Genomic DNA, 6,487 nt, shown 5'->3' on the forward strand with positions numbered 1-6,487 from the left:
GACGGACATCGACCCGCGGCAGGCGGCGCGCGCCGCCTGCCGCGGTGCGCAGCGCGTCAATACTGGTAGCGCACCGACAGCACGGCGCTGCGTCCGGCCGCCCATGCGCCCTGGTTGTAGAAGCCGATCTGGCTGTAGTACTTGCGGTCGAACAGGTTGTTGACGTTGAGCTGCGCCGACAGGCTGCGGTTGAACTGGTAGCGCGCCATCAGGTTGGTGATGGCGTAGCTGCCCTGGCCGACGCGCTCGCTGCCGTTGGGGCCGCTGGCGATCTTATACAGGTGGCTCTGCCAGTTCACGCCGCCGCCCACCGTCAGGCGGTTCCAGTCGCCGGGCAGACGATAGGTGGTGAACAGCCGGACCATCGAGCGCGGCTGGTCGGTCTGGATGGCTTCGCCCTTGCCGTCGCGCGCGGTCCAGTGGGTCCAGCCGGCAGCGACGTTCCAGCCCGGCGCGGCCTCGCCCGAGACTTCCAGTTCGAAGCCCCGGCTGCGCGTGCCCTGCGCGGCGTAATAGGCGGCATTCGGCGTGCCGGGCACCAGATGGCCCACGTCTTCCTGGGCGACGTTGTCCTGCTCGATCTGGAACACCGCCGCGCTGGCATTGAGCTTGCCGTCCAGGAACTCGCCCTTGACGCCGGCCTCGTAGGCCTTGCCTTGCAGCGGATCCAGCCAGCTGCCGCTGCGGTCCTGGTAGCTCTGCGGGTTGAAGATGCCGGTGTAGCTGACGTAGGCCGTGTAGTTGTCGGCGAAGTCGTACAGCAGGCCGGCGTAGGGAACGAAGGACTCCTTCTTGAACGCGTAGCGGCTGTTGCCGCCGAAGCCCACCGAGTCGATCTTCCAGGTGCTGTAGCGCCCGCCCACGATCAGCTTGAGCGGATCGGCCAGGCTGAAGCGCAGCGCGCCGTACCAGCCGGTCTGCTTGGTCACGTCACGGCTGGCGGTGGTGGGGTCGGCCCAGGCGGGCTCGGGGTAGGAGCCGTTCCATTGCAGGAAGTTGCCCACTTCCGCGGGCGATTGCCCGGCGCGATAGAGGAAGTCGGTGGACTGGCGGCTCATGCTGGCGCCGAACACCGCTTCGTGGCGGCGGCCGAGCAGCGTGAACGGGCCGGTGGCCTGCACGTCCAGGCTGTTCTGCTTGCGGTCGCCCAGGTACCACGATGGGCTGGCCTTCATGCCCAGGCCCGTGTCGCGGTCCGGCCAGCCGTACAGATACAGCAGCTTGGCGTCCATCTCATGCTTGGAGTGCGAGCCCGAGACCTTGACGCGCCATTCGTTGTCGAACCGGTGCTCCAGCGTGGCGAAGGCGCCTTGCGTGGTGCTGCCCCAGGATGTCCAGTCGGCGCCGGTATTGAGCGAGCGGCGCCAGTCGGTGCGCCCGCCGTCGGCGTACCACAGCGGAAAGCCGCCCCAGCTGCTGCGCTTGGGATCGTTGTCCTGGTAGTTGAAACCCACGCTCAGCGTGGTCTTGTCGCTCAGGTCGGCGTCGACCACGCCGTAGAAGACTGTCTTCTTGATCTGGTAGCCGTCCAGGTAGGAGTGCTTGTCCTGGTATGCCGAGACGATGCGCCCGCGCACGCTGCCGCTGGCGTTCAGCGGCGTGGACAGATCGGCTGAGGCGCCATAGGTATCCTGCGTGCCGGCGTTGACGCTGAGGTCGGCCTTGAATTCGCGGCTGTCGGCGCGCTTGCGCACCAGGTTGATCGAGGCGGACGGATTGCCCGCGCCCGTGAGCAGGCCGGTTGCGCCGCGCACCACTTCCACACGGTCGTAGATGATCGGGTCCAGCGAGGATTCGCCTGCGGCGTAGCCGATATCGAAGCTGGTCGGCACGCCGTCGTACATGTAGTTGCTGATCGAGAAGCCACGCGCATTGAAGCTGTAGCGCTCGCTGTCGTAGTTCTGCACCGAGATGCCGGGCGTGCTGCTCATCACATCGACCAGCGAGCGCATGTTCTCGTCCTCGATGCGCTGGCGCGTGACCACGGTGACCGATTGCGGTGTATCGCGCAGCGACAGCGGCAGGCCGGTGCTGGCCGAGGTGGCGCGCGGCGTATAGGCATTGGTGCCTTCGGTGGTGGTGGCGTTGGCAGAGTCGCCCACCACCTGCACCGAGGGCAGGGTGGCGACGCTGCCTTCCTGCGCGCCGGCGGCGCCGGCGGCCAGCGCCATGAGGACCAGGCAATGGCTGCGCCGCAAGGCAAAGCGGGGGCGGGCCGCGCGGCGGCGGGGTTGCCGATGGTCTTTCATGACGGGTTTCCTTTCCCTGAATCTGAAAAGCTCGGAATTTTAATGCAAATAATTCGCAATAACATTCAGGATTGTGTAATTCAGTTCCGGTTCGGGCGCGCCGCGTCCGTGCGGCGCTTCGCCTGGGAATTCGCCTTCGGTTTGATCTATGGCAAACCGACCATGAAGCAACTCTATAGTTTGTCATCCCCCCGCCGTAAGCGGATTGAAGGAGTTTTGCCGGTCACGACACGCCAGACATGGCGGGAAGCCCGGCCAGACTATAGGGAAGTACGAATATGAAACGTCTGCTCGGCATGTTGCCGCTACAGCGCAAATTCCTGCTGCTGGGTGGTTTGAGCCTGATCCTGTTCGCCGTCCCGCTGCTGCTGTACGTCAAGGCGTCGTGGGAGACCGCGGCGCAGAAGCGCCTGGAAGCCGCGGGCGCGCGCCCGGTCGCCTCGCTGTTGCAGGCCGTGCGCCTGGTGCAGGCGCATCGCGGGCTGTCCAACCTGCATCTGAACGGGGGCCGCGAGGCGGGCGAGGAACGGCGCCGGCTGGCGCCCGGCGTCGATGCGCAATGGCGCGAGCTGGACACGCGGCTGCGCGAGGCGGCCGCGCCCGCCACCGCGCTGGCCACGCTCGATGCGCTGGCCCAGGAATGGCGCGCGCTGCGCAAGCAGGTGGATGACGCGGATATCGCCGCGCCCGCGAGTTTCGAGCGCCATACCGCGCTGGTCGCGCGGCTGCTGCTGTTCAAGAACACGCTGCTTGATGACTTCAAGCTCAGCCTCGATGCGGACCTGGGCGCGTCCGCGCTGATCGCGGCGGCCTATCAGGACCTGCCCGTGGCGGCCGAGACGCTGGGCCAGGTGCGCGCCCGCGCGGCGGCGGCGCTGGCGGCCGGCGAGCCGGGCGCGGCGCAGCGCCTGGCGGTGGACACCGGGCTGGCGCGCGCTCGCGACATGGGCGCGAACATCGCGCGCAACCTGGAACGCGCGGGAACCGGCGCGCCGGCGCTGGCGGCGCAGATCGATGCCGCCGCCGGGCGGGTGCGGCAGGCGCTGGACGGCATGGACGAACTGACGCGCTCGTCGCTGGCGCGCGCCGCCAGCCTGGCGGACGAGGAACGGCGGGGCTATTTCGGCAAGGCCACCGCGCAGCTGGAGGCGCTGTACCGCGAGATCGACGGCGCCACGGCGCTGGCGACCGGGCTGCTGGAGCGCGAGGTGGACCGGATCGGACGCGAGCAGATCGCGCTGTGGAGCGTGCTGGCCGTCCTGGCGCTGGCCGCGCTCGCGCTGGGCGTGCTGATCGCGCGCTCGATCGCCGGGCCGCTGGCCGAGGCGGCGGCGCTGGCGCAGCGCGTGGCCGAGTCGGACCTGAGCGCGCGCGCCGCGCCGCAGGGAAGCGACGAGACGGCCCGGCTGCTGGCGTCGCTGAACCGGATGAGCGAGGGCCTGAGCGGCACGGTGCGCCAGGTGCAGGCCGGGGCCGCCGCGATCGAAGGCGCGGCCGGCGAGATCGCCGCCGGCAACCATGATCTGTCGCGCCGCACCGAGGAACAGGCCGCCAGCCTGGAGGAAACCGCGGCCTCGATGGAACAGTTCACGGCCACGGCGCGCCAGAACGCGGCCGAGGCGCTGGCCGCCGGCGAGCGCGCCCGGGGCGCGGCCGATCTGGCGGACCAGGGCGGGGCGGCGGCGCGCGAGGCCAATGCGGCGATCGGCGCGGTGCAGGGCAGCGCGGCCCGCATCTCGGAGATCATCGGCGTGATCGAAGGCATCGCCTTCCAGACCAACATCCTGGCGTTGAACGCGGCGGTCGAGGCCGCGCGCGCGGGCGAGCAGGGCAAGGGTTTCGCCGTGGTCGCCAGCGAGGTGCGCAGCCTGGCGCAGAAGTCCGCCACGGCGGCGCGCGAGATCAAGGACCTGATCCAGCTGTCCGTCGAGCAGATCGAGGGCGGCGTGGCCAAGGTGTCGCGCGCGGGCGCCGTGATCCAGGGCCTGGTGACCGAGATCCGCGAGGTCTCGGGCCTTGTCGGCGGCATCGGTGCGGCGGTGGCCCAGCAGACGGCGGGCATCGAGCAGGTGAACCAGGCCATCGCGCAGATGGACGACATCACGCAGCAGAACGCAGCGCTGGTGGAAGAGGCGGCCGCGGCGTCGGAAAACCTGCTGTCGCAGGCGGCGGCGATGAACCGCAAGATGGCGGAGTTCACGCTGCGGGACGAGCCCGTTCCCTTGCGTGTCGACAATCTAATCCCGCCGCGCGGCTAAAGTCGCGGCCCCCGCTGCCGTAAGTTTGGTGAGGCGGCGCGCGTTCCGGATGGAAACGCCGCCGCCGGCCGGGCCCGGCCCGGGCCGATGCATTGAGATGAGAGCATGAAAATTACTTCGCTGCGCAACCGGATCCTGTTGATCACGGGGCTGACCGTGGTGGGGGCGCTGGCCCTTTCCGGCGTGACCACCTACAAGATCGTGCGCGACAACATGATGTCGGCCATCGCCGGCACGCTGGACGCGGTGGCCAACGGCAACGCCAGCGCCATCGAGCGCTGGTCGGCGGACAAGGCCCAAGCGGTCTCGGCCACCGCCGCCGTGGTGGAAAAGGGCGACCCGCGCGGACTGACGCGCCTGATGGGCCAGACCAACGATTTCCCCATCACCAGCATCGGCTGGTCGGACAAGACCTTCTTTTCCACGGCCAATACGCCCGCCGACTACGATCCGACCTCGCGCCCCTGGTACAAGAGCGCGGTGGAATCGGGCAAGCTGACCGTGACCAAGCCCTACGGCGATTCCGGCACCGGCAAGCCCTACGTGGCCTTCACCACGCCCATCGTGCGCGAAGGCAAGACCATCGGCGCCCTGAGCGGCGCGGTCGCGCTGGATGGCGTCAAGGCCATCATCCAGGCCATCCATCCGACGCCGTCCAGCCTGGCCTTCGTGCTGGGCAGCGACGGCCAGGTGATTTCCCACGTGGACGACAAGTTCGCGCTCAAGCCCGCCACCGAGGTCGCGCCCGAGCTCAAGCCCGAGGCGCTCAAGGGCCTGGCGCGCGACGGCGGCGAGCCGGCGGTGATCACGCTGGCCGGCGCCGAAAAGCTGGTCAAGGCCAAGCGCATTCCCGGCACCGACTGGTACCTGGTGGTGGCGCTGGACAAGGCCGAGGCCACGGTGGGACTGACGCAGGTGTTCAACGCCACGCTGATCGCGCTGGTGGTGCTGACGCTGGCGGCACTGGCCATCGCCAGCCTGATCACTTCGCGCGCCTTCAAGCGCCTGTCCGCCGTGCGCGACGCGATGGACACGATCGGCTCGGGCGACGGCGACATGACGCACCGGCTGGACGTGGTGGGCCACGATGAAGTGGCGCAGATCTCCAAGTCCTTCAACGCCTTCGTCGACAAGATCAGCACTGTGATGCTGGACGTGCGCGCCGGCGTGGGCTCCATGAGCACCGCGACCAGCGAGATCGACATGGGCAACCGCGATCTGTCGCAACGCACCGAGACCTCGGCCGGCTCGCTGGAGGAAACCTCGGCGGCGCTGACCCAGCTGACCTCCAGCGTGAAGCAGACCGCCGAGACCGCCGAGCAGGCCACGCGCCTGGCCACCGAGGCCAGCACCGCCGCCGAGCGCGGCGGCCAGGTGGTGTCCGACGCGGTCCACACCATGGGCGCGATCTCGCAGTCGTCCGAACGCATCACCGAGATCATCAGCGTGATCGACGGCATCGCCTTCCAGACCAACATCCTGGCGCTGAACGCCGCGGTGGAAGCCGCGCGCGCCGGCGAACAGGGCCGCGGCTTCGCGGTGGTGGCGGGCGAGGTGCGCACGCTGGCCCAGCGCAGCGCCGCCTCGGCGCAGGAGATCAAGGCGCTGATCGAGGCCTCGGTGCAGAACGTCAAGAGCGGCACCCAGCGCGTGCAGGCCGCCGGCGTCACCATGACCGAGATCGTGCAGGGCATCGACCGCGTGCAGCGGCTGGTCACCGAGATCCACGGCGCCATGACCGAGCAGAGCGTGGGCATCAGCCAGATCGACCGCAGCGTCTCCGACATGGACCAGGCCACGCAGCAGAACGCCGCGCTGGTCGAGCAGTCGGCCGCCGCGGCCGCGCTGCTGAACGACCAGGCGCGCGCGCTGGCCGGCACGGTGGCGCGCTTCAAGCTGCGCGGCGACCAGCGCCAGGCCGGTCCGGCGCTGGCCCTGAGCCACGGCTAAGGGATCGGGCGGCGCGGCGGAACGTCCCGC

General features: G+C 69.4%; 3 protein-coding genes. 2 read left to right on the forward strand and 1 reads right to left on the reverse strand.

Annotation, left to right across the window (positions count from 1 at the left end; translation table 11 throughout):
• Positions 1 to 56: 56 nt before the first annotated feature.
• Positions 57 to 2,249 (reverse strand): ferric-rhodotorulic acid/ferric-coprogen receptor FhuE, encoded by a 2,193-nt coding sequence (gene fhuE, locus AC6LJ9_RS30055; RefSeq protein WP_498150375.1) that lies wholly within the window; start codon positions 2,247 to 2,249, stop codon positions 57 to 59.
• 278 nt (positions 2,250 to 2,527) lie between these two features.
• Between fhuE and AC6LJ9_RS30060 the strand changes: the two genes are divergently transcribed.
• Positions 2,528 to 4,507, forward strand: a complete 1,980-nt coding sequence (locus AC6LJ9_RS30060; protein ID WP_498150376.1) for a methyl-accepting chemotaxis protein — start codon at positions 2,528 to 2,530, stop codon at positions 4,505 to 4,507.
• A gap of 105 nt (positions 4,508 to 4,612) precedes the next feature.
• A complete protein-coding gene (locus AC6LJ9_RS30065; protein ID WP_212316672.1) occupies positions 4,613 to 6,457 on the forward strand; it encodes a methyl-accepting chemotaxis protein in 1,845 nt (614 codons plus the stop codon).
• Positions 6,458 to 6,487: the final 30 nt, after the last annotated feature.

This window comes from Achromobacter sp. 1011811831, assembly GCF_059760905.1.